This window comes from Faunimonas sp. B44 (genome assembly GCF_052655945.1).
The window spans coordinates 77743-91108 of record NZ_JBQYEX010000003.1 but is presented as its reverse complement, the minus strand read 5'-3'; the positions used below and the strand labels follow the sequence as shown (position 1 = coordinate 91108).

Sequence of the window (13366 nt, the reverse complement as noted above, 5' to 3'; positions counted from 1 at the left end):
GTCTCAGGGGATGATGGGCGGAGCTCCCGTCAGCGCGAGCGGGTCTCGCGGAAGCCGTCGAGCTTGTCGAAGAAGGTGATCGGCGGATAGGCCTCGGGATCGGTCACAATGTCGAGGACGAAGGTGCCGCCGGCGGCGAGCGCCTCCTTCAGCGCCGGAAGGTAGTCGGCCGCCCGCTCGATCCTGACGCCGCGGCAGCCGCACGCCTCGGCGATGGCTGCGTGGTCCACCGGCTCGAAGTAGCAGGCGCTCGTGTGGCGCCCGAACTTCATGTCCTCGGCGTCCTTCTGGTAGCCGAGCACGCCGTTGTTGAGCACGGTGACGATTACGGAGGTGCCGGTGCGCCGGCAGGTCTCCAGTTCGCTCCAGACATGGGCGAAGCCGCCGTCGCCGACGACGCTGAGGACCGGGCTTTCGGGACGGGCCCGCCTGGCGCCCATGGCGAGCGGCAGGCCCCAGCCCAGCCCGGCGATGCCGCGCGGCGTGATGAAGCGCATGCCGGGCGCGAGGCTCGTCAGGTAGCTCGCCACCCAGATCGTCGAGTAGCTTGCGTCCGCGACCACGATCGTGTCGGGCGTCAGCACCGTCTGCATGTCCCTCATCAGCCGTTCCGGCCGGATCGGGGAGGCCTCGGAGCCCGCCAGTGCGGCGATCTCGGCCTCGTGCCGCTCGTGCCCGGCGCGGACCAGCGCGCGGTCGCTCCCGGCGCTCGCGGCCGGGCCGCGGATCGCCTCGCCGAGCGCGGCAAGCGTCAGCTTGGCGTCGCCGACGAGGCGGAGCGCCTCGTAGTTCCGGCCGATCTCCGAGGGGTCCATGTCGATGTGGATGAAGCGCGCATCCGGCGCGAAGGAAGTCCAGGAATCGGTGCCGTTCTGGGCGGTGCGGGTGCCGACGAGGAGCACGACGTCGGCGCTGCGGATGCGCTCCGCGAAATGCCGGCTCGGCGATAGCCGTCCGAGCGCGTTGCCGCCGACGCCGAGCGAAAGCGGGTGCCTCTCGTCGACGGCGCCCTTGCCCATGACCGTGGTGGCGACCGGGATCTGCGCCTTTTCCTGCAGGACTGCGAGTTCCCCGGCTGCTCCGGAAATGTGGACGCCGCCGCCGGCAAAGATCAGCGGGCGCTTCGCCGAGGCGATGAGTGCCGCCGCCTCCTCGATCCGCTCCTTCGGGGGAACGGTCCGGTCGAGGGGGAAGCGGCCCAGGTCGGCCCCTCGCGGTGCGGCGCCGGAGGCGCGCTCGAGGAGCACGTCGGCCGGCAGCAGCAGCACCGCCGGGCCAGGCCGGCCGCCGGTGGCGGCGGCGAAGGCCATGTCGACATAGTCCTCCGTCCGGCTCGGCACGGTGAGCCGGCGGATCCACTTCGCGCAGGAACCGAAGAGGGCGAAGTGGTCCAGATCCTGGAAGGCGTTCCTGTCCATCTGGTCGCGGTTCACGTCCTGCACCAGGGCGACCACGGGAATGGAGGACTTCAGCGCTTCAGCGAGGCCGGGCACGAGCAGCGTGGCGGCGGGCCCGTTCTGGGCCGTCACGACCGCGGCGCGCCCGGAGATGCGGGCAAAGCCGTCGGCCATCGCCGCGCCGGCGTTCTCGGTCCGGTAGACATATTGCTGAAGCCCGAGATCCTCGGCGGCCAGCAGGACGGCGGAAGGCAGGCTCTGGGAGAAGATCACTTCCACGCCGTGCCGCGCCAGCGCGGACGCGATCGCCTGCGCTACGGTCTGTTCGTTCGACATTGCGCTTCCCCGCCTTCAATATGGATGATCCACGGCGCAGTGCGGGCCGGGGACAGGGTGTTTATACACTCGTATGAATGCGATACAAGGGCTTGCCCGGCGATTGTATGACGGGATTCAACCGCGGCATGAGGCACGGCGATTTGAGCGAGCCAGCGACAGGTAGCGGTCAGGCCAGTTCCCGGGAGCGTCTCCTCGACGCGGCCGAAGAGCTCTTTGCGGAGGTCGGATTCAACGGCGCCTCCGTGCGCCAGATCGTGGAGCGGGCGTCGGTCAATCTCGGGGCGATCCCCTACCATTTCGGGACCAAGGAGAACCTCTTCAAGGAGGTGATGCTCCGGCGGGCGCGGCCGCTGCGGGCCGAGCGGCAGCGGATGCTCGAAGCGCTTTTCGCCGCCGATCCCGAGCCGGCCCTGGAGGATCTGCTCTATGCGATGCTCGAGCCCGCGTTCCGGACGAGCCGCGAGAACGAAGCGTTCCGCCGCCTGCTCGGCCGCGCCTCCATGGATCCGACGCCGGAGGTCCGCCGCCTGATGATCGAGATCTACACGCTCGACTTCATGGTCGTCCCGCGGGCGCTCAGGGAGCATTTCGCGGCCATGGACGAGACCGAGTTCCACTGGAAGCTCAACTGCCTCTACGGCGTCATGCTGTTCGTCCAGGCCGACACCGGCAAGATCCAGACGATCGCCGGCGAGGGCTTCGACACCTCGCAGCCGGCGGTCGCGCTGAAATACGTCATCCCGTTCCTGGCGGCAGGGTTTCAGGCGCCCGTGAAGGAGTGACGCGGCTGCGGCGCCGGCGCGCCGCAGCCTCACGGCCTCACGGCCTCAGGCCGGCCGCGTCGTCTGCTGGCTGATCGCCATCTGCCAGCGGCCGTCGCGCTTCACCCAGAACCGGGTGGCCCGGTAGGGCGGGCGGCGATTGCCCGGCATCACGTGATCGGCGCGCATGACGGCAGCATCGCCGAACACCCAGAGCTTCATGGCCTCGACCGCGGCGACGAAGGTTTCCGCGTTCACGGCCTTCTGGTTGCGCAGATGGCCGGCGCGCTCGGCCTTCGTGGTCGGGTGCTGCCTGGTGCGGTAGACGATGAACTCGTCCGCCATGTGCTTCACCCATTCGTCGGCATCGTTCCGCGTGACCGCCTTCTCGAGCGTCTGGAACGACGTGATGATGTCGCGCTCGGCCTGCTCCTTTGCCTCGTAGGGCACGAACGCGCACGGGTTCTCGCAGTCCGGCGGGGGCGCGCCGGCGTCGCGCGCGACCGGCGCGGGGTGGGTCGAAGGGCTCGCGGGGTCGGCGACGACGTTGAGGTGGTGGACGAGCGCGCGCCACGTTCCGCCCCGGTTCACGAACACGTCGAGCGCCACCCGCTCGCCGCCGGGGACGGCCGCCTTGCCGGTGACCATTGCGAGCGTGCCGTAATCCTGCACCGTCCAGCGCGTATCCGCGGCGTCCGGGGCGGTTTCCCGCGCGGCGGCCGCTTCGGTGCGGGAGCGCACCAGGCCGCCTTCGTCGATGGCGGTGAAATCGGGCTCGGTAATTGCCTCGAGAGCCGCAGCGTCGCCCTGCGCAAGGGCTGCGGCAAGCCTGCTGCTCGCTGCGACGAGGGCTTCCTCGTTCCGGGACGCGCCCGGGCGTGTGGTCTGATCGTTCACCTTCGTGGGCCTCTTGCTTGAAGCGGATTCTCGCGAAACGCCGCTCGACGTAGCACGTCATACACTTGTATGATAGAGCGTCTGCTCGCGGATTGTCATACGAGCATATTGCCTTTTGATGCGATCGTTTGCATAGACGTCGCGCCATCCGGTTTCGGCCGGGAAAGAGGCGGTGCGCGCTCCGCGGGAGCGATCCGTACCCAGAAGAGGTGGAGGGAGAGAAATGGACAGGAATTCCCCGGCGAACGGCCGGAAGGGGGCCTCCCTGAAGGCGCTCGCGGTGACCGGGCTGCTGGTGGCCTTCGGGGCCGCCACGGCCGGCGGCGCGGCCGCCCAGGGCAAGGCTCCGACCGGCGAAATCGAGATCACCGTCGGCTCCGGCGCCGGCGCGGGCCCCGATCTGACGCAGCGCCGCGTCGCCAAGATCCTCAACGACGAGAAGATCGTCACGAACCCGATCGTCGTGCAGAACCGGACCGGCGGCAGCTGGACGGTCGCGTCGAACTACGTCATCGGCCAGAAGGGCAACGAGAACCTGCTGTTCGGCATCAGCCCGACGGTGTTCGCCTCGCCGATCGTGCAGGGCCTCGACCCCTGGTACAAGCAGCTGACGCCGCTCGCGACGCTGATCGCGGCCGACCTCCTCTTCACGGTCAGGACCGATTCCCCGATCAACTCGCTGACCGATCTCGTCGAGCAGGCGAAGAAGGAAGAGTTCTCGATCTCCGTCGGCGGCGCGAACATCGGCTCGACCGATCACATCGTCACGACGCTTCTCGAGAAGGCGGCCGACATCAAGATCAACTTCATCCCGTTCGACGGCGGTGGCGGACAGATCACCTCGGCCGTCATTAGCGGCGCGGTCACGATGGGCGTCTATCCTCCCGACGAGGCGCTGCCCCTCATCAAGGGCGGCCAGATGAAGGCGATCGCGATCCTGAGCGAGGACCGTCATCCCTCCGACGAGTTCAAGGACGTCCCGACCGCCAGGGAGCAGGGCTTCGACGTGGTGTGGAGCTCGCCGCAGTCGCTGACCCTGCCGCCCGACGCCGACCCGGAGCTCATCGCCTGGTGGGACGACAAGCTGCAGAAGATGGTGGCAACCGACGCGTGGAAGAACATGCTCGCGGAGAACTACTTCCGCGACATCTACGCGCCGGCTTCCGAGGCGGGCGCCGAGATGGACAAGCTCCACGAGCGCTACCTCAACATCCTGACCGAGCTCGGCCTCGCCAAGCAGAAGTCGTAAGACGAGCGGAGATCCCAGGTGAAAAAGATCGACATCGTTGCGGCCCTCGTCCTCATCGGCCTGTCCGCGCTGGTGGCGTTCCAGACCTGGGATCTCCCCTACTGGAGCACCTTCGCCCCGGGGCCTGCCTTTGCGGCGCTGTGGGTGGCGGCTGCAGGCGCGCTGATCGGCTTCGTGCTGCTGGTGCAGTCGGTCCGTTCCCGCAGCGAGGAAAAGGCCGACTGGCCGGACCGGACCGGGGCGCGGCAGGTCGTCCTCGGGATCGGCGCGCTGTGGGTGCTGTTCGCGATGCTGCCCTATCTCGGGACGGTGATCAGCGGCGTCATATTCATGCTGCTCTTCCTGCTCGGCATCGCGCGCCGGCCGATCCTGCCGTCGCTGTTCGCCACACTGATCACGGTCGGGCTGATCGAATCCGTGTTCGTCTACTGGCTCAACATTCGCTTGCCCACCGGCCCGTTCGGCTTCTGAGCCGCCGACGGACATCGAGGACTCCCCATGGATACTGTCGGCCTCCTGATGAACGGGTTCGCCGTTGCGCTCGAGCCCCACAACCTGCTGGCCGTGCTGATCGGCGTCATCCTCGGCCAGGTCATCGGGGCGCTGCCGGGAATCGGCCCGTCGCTCGGCATGGCGCTCCTGCTGCCGGTCTCGTTCGGGCTGCCGCCGGTGACCGCCATCGTGCTGCTCTCCGGCATCATGTACGGCGCGATGTACGGCGGCACGCTCACCTCCGTCCTCATCAACGTCCCCGGGGAATCGTCCGGCGTCATGACGACGCTCGAAGGACACAAGCTCGCGCGCCAGGGCCGCGCCGGCCCGGCGCTCTGCATGTCGGCCATCGGTTCGTTCATCGCCGGCACCGTGACCATCTTCCTGCTGATGTTCATGGCGGTCGCGATCAGCAATTTCGCGCTGAACTTCGCGCCGCCGGAATACTTCCTGCTCGCCGCCCTCGGCATCACCGCCACCGCCAGCATGGGCGAGGGCTCGGCGCTGAAGGCGCTCTTCATGGCCATCATCGGCCTGATGCTCGCGCTCGTCGGCACCGATCCGATGATGGGGACCGAGCGGCTCACCTTCGGGCAGATGAACCTGCTCGACGGCATCGACTTCCTGCCGATCGCCATCGGCGTGTTCGGCGTCGCGGAGATCCTCGCTTCGCTGGAGCGCATGGTCACGCTCGAACCGATCCGCACGCGCGTCCGGGACATGTGGCCGCGCTGGAAGGACTGGGTCGAATGCCGCATGGCGATCTTGCGCGGAACGGCCATCGGCTTCGTACTGGGCGTGCTGCCGGGCGTCGGGCCGACCGCCTCGACCTTCCTCGCCTATGCCGCGGAGAAGAAGTTCAGCAAGCACCCCGAGAAGTTCGGCAAGGGCGCGCTCGACGCGGTCGCCTCGGTCGAATCGGCGAATAACTCGGCCGTGGTCGGCTCCCTGGTGCCGATGCTCACCCTCGGCATTCCCGGCTCCGGCCTCACCGCCGTGCTGCTGGCCGCCTTCATTCTGCAGGGGATCCGGCCGGGGCCGATGCTGATGACCGACCAGCCGGACCTCGCCTGGGGCCTGATCGCCAGCATGTTCGTCGGCAACCTCATGCTCCTCATCATGAACCTGCCGCTTGCGCCGTTCTTCGCGATGCTGCTGCGCATCCCCTACGTCTATCTCGCGCCGGGCATCATGCTCCTGTCGGTGGTCGGGGCCTACGCGGCGGAACTGCGGCTCTTCACGGTCGGCATGACGCTCTTCTTCGGCGTGATCGGCTACCTGATGATCAAGGCGAAGCTGCCGCGCGCGCCGCTGATCCTCGGCATCGTGCTCGCGCCCATCATGGAGCAGGCGCTCCGCCAGTCGCTGATGATGTCGCGCGGCAGCCTCGGCATCTTCTTCGATCGGCCGATCGCCCTCACGCTCCTCATCTGCGTGGTGCTGTCGCTGGTGCTTCCCTTCATGGGCGGCACGATCCGGAGTGCTTCGCGCATCTTCCGGCGGGGGCCTGCCGCGGACTCTGCGGCACTCTGAGGCGCCGTGGCGGCAAGGCTGCACGGCGGGCCGTCCTGTCCTCGGCCCTGACTGGCCCGCATATTGCATCGCGCGTCCCGAGTTGACGGCTAGGGTTCCGGCCGCCGGCCTGCATGGGCCGCGGCGACTGGACCGAGAGCCGTCGCCCGGCCGATCCGCCGGGTCCACGGAGGGATAAAAGCCCGGGAGGCCTCACCCCGAGGCGGCGGCATGGCGCCGTCCGCCTGAAGCCAGGATGAGGAGTTCGCATGCGATTTCGCCGAACAGCTGCCGCAGCGCTCGCGCTCGCGGCCGCCTTTGCCGTCGCTCCCGCTTCCGCGCAGGAGAAGACCGCCTTCAAGCTCGGCTGGTCCATCTATGTCGGCTGGATGCCGTGGGGCTGGGCGGCCGACAACGGCATCGTGCAGAAATGGGCCGACAAATACGGCATTACCATCGAGGTGACCCAGTTCAACGACTACATCGAATCGATCAACCAGTTCACCGCGGCCGATTACGACGCTGTCACCGTCACGAACATGGATGCCCTGTCGATCCCGGCGGCCGGCGGCGTCGACACCTCGGTGGTGATCGTCGGCGATTATTCGAACGGCAACGACATGGTGATCGCGAAGGGCGCCGGCTCCGTGGCGGACCTGAAGGGCGAGCGCATCAACCTCGTCGAGCTCTCCGTCTCGCACTACCTGCTGGCGCGGGCGCTCGAATCGGCCGGCCTGTCCGAGCGCGACGTGACCGTGGTGAACACGTCGGACGCCGACCTCGTCGCCGCGTTCGCGACGGCAGACGTCACCACGGTGGTCACCTGGAATCCGCTCGCTTCCGAGATCCTTGCGGGCGGCGCGGGCCGGAGCCTGTTCGATTCATCCCAGATCCCGGGCGAGATCATGGATCTCACCGTGGCGAAGACCGAGGTGCTCGCGGCAAACCCCGACTTCGGCAAGGCGCTCGCCGGCATCTGGTACGAAACGATGGCGGTCATGACGGCTGAATCCGCCGAGGGCGAGGCCGCACGCGAGGCGATGGGAGAGGCCTCGGGCACCGACCGCGCCGGTTTCGAGGCGCAGCTCGCCGCAACCAAGCTCTTCGCCACGCCCGAGGCGGGCGTCGCCTTCATCGAGAGCCCCGATCTCTCGACGCAGATGGAGACCGTTCGCACGTTCCTCTTCGACAAGGGCCTGCTCGGCCAGGGGGCGCCCTCGCCGGACGTGATCGGGATCGAACTGGCCGACGGCACCGTCCTCGGCGACGGGGGCAACGTGAAGTTCCGCTTCCCGGCCACCTACATGAAGGCCGCTGCCGACGGCGCGCTCTGACGCGCGGTCCCGGGCGGTGCGCCGCCCGGGACCCCACCGTTCAGGCGGCGGTGGTGCGGGCGCGCATGTCCATGTACGCCCGCCATCCGCCCATCGCCGTGATCTCCTCGGCACCGGCGAGGCCTGCCGGCTCGCACAGGAATCCCGGCACCTCGCTGCCGTCCTCGAGCCTGACCTTGCCGATGCCGAGCGGGGCGGGGATCGCCGCTACGAAGCGTCCGAAGTCTGCCGGGGGTAGGGACCAGATCTCGACCTCCAGCCCCCGGCCGCGATGGCCGGGGTCGCGGACGAGCCCCGGCTTGGGCGGGTCGGTGTCCGGCAGGACGTAGAGCCGGTAGTCCGGCGCCGTGCGGCAGCGCCTCACCAGCGTGCCGCCCGCAGCCAGCAGCTCGCGGTTGAGCGGCATGCCGGACAGATGCGCTCCGACCACCATGATCGGCAGGCCTCCGGTGCGCGGCGCGGGGGCGGGGCCGGGCCGCTTCGCCCGGTCGATGCCGGAGCCGCAATGCGCGGCCGCGTGCATCGCATGGGCGAAGGGCGCGAGCGCCTCGTCGCTGTCGCCCGGGCCGAACAGGGTGACGCCGAAGGGCAACCCCTTTCCCGTGAAGCCGGCCGGCACAGAGATCGCGGCGAGACCCATCAGGTTGGCGAAGTTCGTGTAGAGCCCGAGCCGGGCGTTGAGCGCGACCGGGTCGGCCCGCATCGCATCCACGGTCGGGATATCGGGCGCGGTCGGCAGCATGAGCAGGTCGGCCTTCGTCCATTCCGCTTCGGCCGCGCGGCGGCACGCGAGCAGGCGGTACTGCCCGCGATACGCCTCGACCGCCGTCCGGCTCTGCGCCCCGAGCACGATTGCGCGCACCGTCGGGTCCATGCTGTCCGGCCGCGCCGTCGCGAAGGCCTCGATCGCGGCGAGCCGCTCGGCCACCCACGGCCCGTCGTAAAGCAGCGCGGCGGCCTCTTGAAAGGAGGCGTAGTCGATCGCAACGATCGCCGCGCCGAGCGCCTGCGCCCGTTCGACCGCGGCCGCGTAGAGGTGCTCGTAGCCCATGTTGCCGAAGAAGGCCCGGTCACCCTCCGCGAGCACGCCGACATGCAGACCCTCAGCGGGCAGGGGCACGTGCTCGACTCGGCGGCTGAACGGGTCGGCCGCGTCGAAGCCCTCGGCCACGCGGCGGACCTCGGCCGCGTCGGCGACGCTGCACGCGAAGATCGAGACCACGTCGAGCGATCGGCAGGCCGGCACCACGCCCGTGGTGGGCACGCGGCCGGGCGTCGGCTTGACGCCCACGACGTTGTTGAACGCGGCCGGCACCCGGCCGGAGCCGGCCGTATCGGTGCCGAGGGAGAAGGCGGCAAGCCCGGCTGCGACGGCCACGGCGGAGCCGGAGCTCGATCCGCCCGACACGTAGTCGGGATCGAACACGCAGCGGGGCGCGCCGTAGGGCGAGCGTGTCCCGTTCAGCCCCGTCGCGAACTGGTCGAGATTGGTCTTGCCGAGGAGGAGTGCGCCCGCCGCGACGAGCCGGGCGATGACGGCCGCATCCCGATCGGGGCCATAGGCGAAGTCGGGGCAGCCGGCGGTCGTCGGCAGGCCCGCTACGTCGATGTTGTCCTTCACGACGAAAGGCAGGCCCCAGAGCGGGAGCGCGTTCGGCTCCGGTGCACGCTCCACGAGCGCCTGCGCCGCGGAAAGGAGCGCCTCCTCCGGCACCCGCGTGATGAAGATCGCGGGATCCTTCGCGGAGCGCATGCGCGCGATCACGGCTTCGGCCATAGCGGCCGGCGTGCCGCCGCCCGCATAGAAGGCACGCAGCGATGCGAAATCGAGCAACTCGGGCAGCGTCGTCATGCGTCCTCCAGAATGGCCAGCACGTCACCCGCCCTGACCGTCTGGCCGGGCCGCGTACGCAGTCCGGCGACGCGGCCGCGGCTCGGCGCGGGCACCGTGATCTCCATCTTCATCGACTCCAGGATCAGCATCGGCTCGCCCGCCTCGATCAACGCGCCGTGCTCGACGAGGATCTTCCAGACGCTTCCCGGCACCGGCGAGTAGAGGCCGCTGCAGCCCTCCGGGACGGCCTGTTCGACCGCTGGCGAGCCTGCATCGCAGACGGCCGGCATCTCTGCGCCCATTTCCTTCCAGCGTGCGCGCTCCTGGCCGAAGGCCGCCTCGCGCCGGGCCGTGAAGGCCTCGATCTCCAAGCGGTCGCGCTCCAGGCCGCCCAGGTATCGGGCATAGCCGAACCGGCTCTCCTCGATCCGGATCGGATAGGCGCCATGCGGGAAGGCACGGCGGGCCTCGGCCAGCTCCGCCTCGTCGACTTCGTAGAAGCGGATCTGGTCGAAATAGCGCAGGAGCCACGGGTGCCCCGGCTCGAACTCCCGGGTCGTCCGCCAGGTGTTCCAGACCTGGACCGTGCGCCCGAAGAGCTGGTAGCCGCCCGGGCCTTCCATGCCGTAGATGCAGAGATAGGCGCCGCCGATGCCCACGGCGTTCTCGGGCGTCCAGGTCCGCGCCGGATTGTACTTCGTGGTCACGAGCCGGTGGCGCGGATCGAGCGGCGTGGCGACCGGTGCGCCGAGATAGACGTCGCCGAGCCCGAAGACCAGGTAGCTCGCGTCGAAGACGATGCTCCGCACCGCCTCCTCGTCGGGCAGCCCGTTGATCCGGCGGATGAACTCGATGTTCGACGGGCACCAGGGCGCGTCCGGCCGGACGGTCTCCTGGTATTTCTGCATGGCCAGCCGCACCTGCGGATCGTTCCAGGACAGCGGCAGGTGGACGATGCGGCTCGGCAACTCGACGTCGTCGATCCGCGGCAGGCCGCTCTCGATCTCTTCGAGAAGGCCGAGCAGGCGCGCGCGGGGGAGCCTGTCCGGGTCGTAATGGATCTGGAGCGAGCGGATGCCCGGCGTCAGGTCGACGATGCCGGGGACGCGGGCGGCCGCCAGCGCTTCGGCGAGGACATGCACGCGCAGCCGCAGCCCGACGTCGAGCGTCATGTCGCCATACTCGACGAGGAGGTTGCGGTCGCCCTGACGGCGGTAGACGACGGGCAGCTCGGCCTCCGGCCGGCCGCCGACGATGGCGGAGCCCGCTTGCGGACATGCGAGCGGGACGGGTCCCGCCAGCGGATCGTCCGGGCGCGGCACGGGCGTGAACCGCACCGCGTCGCCTGGCTTCAGCTGTCCGATCTTCCACAGGTCGGACCGGGCGACGACGGCCGGGCAGACGAAGCCGCCGAGGCTCGGGCCGTCCGGGCCGAGGATTATCGGCGTGTCCCCGGTGAAGTCGATCGCGCCGACGGCGTAGGCGTTGTCGTGGAGGTTGGAGGGATGGAGCCCCGCCTCGCCGCCGTCGTGGCGCGACCATTCCGGCTTCGGCCCGACGAGGCGCACGCCTGTCCGGTCGCTGTTGAAATGGACCTCGTAGGTCGCGGAGAACAGCGTCCCGACATCCGCTTCGGTGAGGAAGTCGGGCGCGCCCTGCGGGCCGTACACGACCGCCAGGTCCCATTCCCGCCCGAACCCCGGAAGATCGACGGGGCGGGGCTCGTGCGGCGCCGCCTCCCCGACGCGAAGGAGGTCGCCGGGCTTCAGCGTGCCGGTGGCATGGCCGCCGAAGGCGCCGAGCGTGAACGTTGCGCGCGAGCCGAGGATTTCGGCCGCCTCGAAGCCGCCGCGGACGGCGAGATAGGTCCGCTGCCCGCCGCCCTCGATCGCGCCGAGCTTCAGCACCTGGCCGGCGGATACCCGGATCGGCTCGCCATAAGGCAATCTCTCGCCGTCGAGGGTCGCGGGCATGCGCGCGCCGGCGAGCGCGATCAGGAGGCCCTCTCCGGCGAAGCGGAGCGTCGGGCCGCTCACCGTAATCTCGAGCGCCGGCGCCTCCTCGGCATTGCCGACGGCGGCATTGGCGAGCCGGAAGGAGCGTTCGTCCATCGGCCCGCTCGGGGGCACGCCGACATGCCAGAGGCCGAGCCGGCCCGGCAGTTCCTGGACGTGCGACAGCGCTCCCGGCGCGAGCACCTCGACGGCGCGCGGCGCGAAGGGGAAGGAGGCGAGGGCGGTCGTCGAGACCTCGGCCGCCGCGAAGAGGCCGCTCGCCGCGATCGCGCGCAAATAGTCGAGATTGGTGGCGATGCCGTCGAGCGCGGTCTCGGCGAGGGCGGTCCGGAGCTGCGCGACCGCCTCGGCCCGGTCGGCGCCCGCAACGATGACCTTGGCGAGCATAGGGTCGTAGAAGGTGGTCACCTCCGTCCCGCGCTCGACCCAGGTGTCGACGCGTGCGCCTTCGGGAAGCCGAACATCCGTCAGGATGCCGGCGCTCGGGCGGAAGTCCTGGACCGGGCTCTCGGCGTAGAGGCGCACCTCGATCGCCGCCCCTTGCGGGCGGATCTCGCCGGCCCGATCGAGCGGGTTTTCGCCGCCGGCCTGCCTGACCATCCACTCGACGAGATCGATGCCGGTCACGGCCTCGGTCACAGGGTGCTCGACCTGGAGGCGCGTGTTAACCTCCAGGAAGTAGAACGCATCGCGCACGGGGTCGTAGATGAACTCCACCGTCCCCGCGGATTCGTAGGCGACGCTCTCGCCGAGCCGGATTGCGGCCGCCAGCATCTTCCGGCGGGTGCCCTCGGGCAGGCCGGGCGCGGGCGTCTCCTCCACGACCTTCTGGTGGCGCCGCTGCAGAGAGCAGTCACGCTCGCCGAGCGCCGCCACGCGCCCCTTGCCGTCGCCGAAGATCTGCACCTCGATGTGGCGCGCGTCGGCGACGAAACGCTCCAGGAAGGCGCGGGAATCGCCGAAGCTCGCCGCCGCCGTGCGCCGGACCGCCTCGAACCGCTGCACGAGCTCGGCCGGGTCGCGGCAGAGCTGCATCCCGATGCCGCCCCCGCCGGCGGTGCTCTTCAGCATGACGGGGTAGCCGATCCGCTCCGCCGCGGCGAGGGCGACCTCAACCTCCTCGACGACCCCCGTGCCGGGAAGGAGCGGGACGCCGACACCCTCCGCCAGCGCCCGGGCCGTGTGCTTCAGGCCGAACGCTCTGAGATGCTCCGGCCGGGGTCCGATGAACGCGATCCCCTCCGCCGCCAGCCGCTCCGCGAAGCCCGCGTTCTCGGCCAGGAAGCCGTAGCCCGGATGCACGGCTTCCGCGCCGGTCCGCCGGCAGGCTTCGAGAACGGCATCGACATCGAGGTAGCTCTCGGTCGCAGGCGCGCTGCCGATCACGATCCGCTCGTCGGCATCGAGGACCGGACGCGTGAAGCGGTCGGCCTCGGAGGCGACGGCGACCGACCGGATGCCCATGCGCCGCAGCGTCCGACACACGCGCGCGACGATCTCGCCGCGGTTGGCGATGAGAACCTTGCCGAACATCGC

9 protein-coding genes and 1 riboswitch are annotated in these 13366 nt (G+C 69.8%); of the genes, 5 read left to right on the top strand and 4 right to left on the bottom strand.

Features of this window, described 5'->3' with window-relative positions:
- Positions 1-29: 29 nt before the first annotated feature.
- Entirely contained in the window at positions 30-1733 is a 1704-nt protein-coding gene (locus tag ACUN0C_RS06540; protein ID WP_445465531.1) for an acetolactate synthase catalytic subunit, read from the bottom strand.
- 143 nt (positions 1734-1876) lie between these two features.
- On the opposite strand from ACUN0C_RS06540, the gene ACUN0C_RS06535 reads away from it, so the two are divergent.
- Positions 1877-2518 (top strand): TetR/AcrR family transcriptional regulator, encoded by a 642-nt coding sequence (locus ACUN0C_RS06535; protein ID WP_445465530.1) that lies wholly within the window; start codon positions 1877-1879, stop codon positions 2516-2518.
- Positions 2519-2563: 45 nt separating this feature from the next.
- Here the strand turns inward: ACUN0C_RS06535 and ACUN0C_RS06530 are convergent, their stop codons facing one another.
- Positions 2564-3394 carry a nuclear transport factor 2 family protein gene (locus ACUN0C_RS06530; RefSeq protein ID WP_445465529.1) on the bottom strand — a complete coding sequence of 277 codons (831 nt, stop codon included), beginning with the start codon at positions 3392-3394 and terminating at the stop codon, positions 2564-2566.
- 223 nt (positions 3395-3617) lie between these two features.
- On the opposite strand from ACUN0C_RS06530, the gene ACUN0C_RS06525 reads away from it, so the two are divergent.
- The 4 genes from ACUN0C_RS06525 to ACUN0C_RS06510 all read left to right on the top strand — a co-directional run bounded on the left by ACUN0C_RS06525 (position 3618) and on the right by ACUN0C_RS06510 (position 7981).
- Positions 3618-4643, top strand: a complete 1026-nt coding sequence (locus tag ACUN0C_RS06525; protein WP_445465528.1) for a tripartite tricarboxylate transporter substrate binding protein — start codon at positions 3618-3620, stop codon at positions 4641-4643.
- 18 nt (positions 4644-4661) lie between these two features.
- On the top strand, positions 4662-5114 hold the full coding sequence (locus ACUN0C_RS06520; protein ID WP_445465527.1) for a tripartite tricarboxylate transporter TctB family protein: 453 nt from the start codon (positions 4662-4664) through the stop codon (positions 5112-5114).
- Positions 5115-5141: 27 nt separating this feature from the next.
- A complete protein-coding gene (locus tag ACUN0C_RS06515; protein ID WP_445465526.1) occupies positions 5142-6668 on the top strand; it encodes a tripartite tricarboxylate transporter permease in 1527 nt (508 codons plus the stop codon).
- A gap of 78 nt (positions 6669-6746) precedes the next feature.
- Positions 6747-6859: riboswitch (guanidine-I (ykkC/yxkD leader) on the top strand.
- A 57-nt stretch (positions 6860-6916) separates the two neighbouring features.
- Positions 6917-7981 carry a putative urea ABC transporter substrate-binding protein gene (locus ACUN0C_RS06510; protein WP_445465525.1) on the top strand — a complete coding sequence of 355 codons (1065 nt, stop codon included), beginning with the start codon at positions 6917-6919 and terminating at the stop codon, positions 7979-7981.
- A gap of 40 nt (positions 7982-8021) precedes the next feature.
- Here ACUN0C_RS06510 and atzF read toward each other — a convergent pair whose 3' ends face one another.
- Together atzF and ACUN0C_RS06500 are read right to left on the bottom strand one after the other, a co-directional pair.
- Positions 8022-9833 (bottom strand): allophanate hydrolase, encoded by a 1812-nt coding sequence (gene atzF, locus ACUN0C_RS06505; RefSeq protein ID WP_445465524.1) that lies wholly within the window; start codon positions 9831-9833, stop codon positions 8022-8024.
- Positions 9830-13363 carry a 5-oxoprolinase/urea amidolyase family protein gene (locus ACUN0C_RS06500; protein ID WP_445465523.1) on the bottom strand — a complete coding sequence of 1178 codons (3534 nt, stop codon included), beginning with the start codon at positions 13361-13363 and terminating at the stop codon, positions 9830-9832. Before ACUN0C_RS06500 ends, atzF begins: the two co-directional genes overlap by 4 nt.
- Between the last annotated feature and the right edge of the window lie 3 nt (positions 13364-13366).

Bases quoted from the DNA above. Each gene is read 5' to 3' on its own strand.
- atzF (WP_445465524.1), bottom strand. From the start codon at position 9,833: ATGACGACGCTGCCCGAGTTGCTCGATTTCGCATCGCTGCGTGCCTTC.
- ACUN0C_RS06510 (WP_445465525.1), top strand. From the start codon at position 6,917: ATGCGATTTCGCCGAACAGCTGCCGCAGCGCTCGCGCTCGCGGCCGCC.
- ACUN0C_RS06515 (WP_445465526.1), top strand. From the start codon at position 5,142: ATGGATACTGTCGGCCTCCTGATGAACGGGTTCGCCGTTGCGCTCGAG.
- ACUN0C_RS06525 (WP_445465528.1), top strand. From the start codon at position 3,618: ATGGACAGGAATTCCCCGGCGAACGGCCGGAAGGGGGCCTCCCTGAAG.
- ACUN0C_RS06540 (WP_445465531.1), bottom strand. From the start codon at position 1,733: ATGTCGAACGAACAGACCGTAGCGCAGGCGATCGCGTCCGCGCTGGCG.
- ACUN0C_RS06500 (WP_445465523.1), bottom strand. From the start codon at position 13,363: ATGTTCGGCAAGGTTCTCATCGCCAACCGCGGCGAGATCGTCGCGCGC.